A 418-nucleotide genomic window follows, 5' to 3' on the forward strand; every position below is an offset into this window, starting at 1 on the left:
TGCCCGTACCGATCTCCGCCACCGCCTTGGCGTCCGAGGCACCGGCCAGCAGGCGCAGCGCGGCGCCGGTGCCGGGCGACACCGAGCGAATCCCCAGCTCACGAGCCCGCTCCCGGGCCCGGTGCAGAGCTTCGTCCTCGGCGACGAAGGAGTCGGCGAGGACGAAGCTCGTCTGCCGGTTGGCGGTAATGACCCTCTCCTGTCCCCGTAGTTGGCGCAACGGTGACTGTATCCGCTGGACCCGGGAACCCGCAGATGGGACCGGGCGTTGTGCAAGGAGTGGGGAGAGCGCAGCGTCCCGGCCCGCGGATCGGACCGGTGAGCTGCGGTGAAGTTCCGGGCGACGCCCGGCCCCAGCAGGGAAAAGGCTTATCCGGAGCTAACGGGCGAGGTGGCTATGGTAGGGGCTCCACTGGAC

At 70.1% G+C, this 418-nt stretch carries 1 pseudogene; it reads right to left on the bottom strand.

Going from position 1 to position 418, the window contains the following annotated elements:
• Positions 1-220: pseudogene (locus J1M86_RS25955) on the bottom strand (hypothetical protein); the annotation flags it as partial.
• Between the last annotated feature and the right edge of the window lie 198 nt (positions 221-418).

The sequence above is a fragment of the Rhodococcus sp. KRD197 genome, from assembly GCF_017168235.1.
GTDB lineage: Bacteria > Actinomycetota > Actinomycetes > Mycobacteriales > Mycobacteriaceae > Rhodococcoides.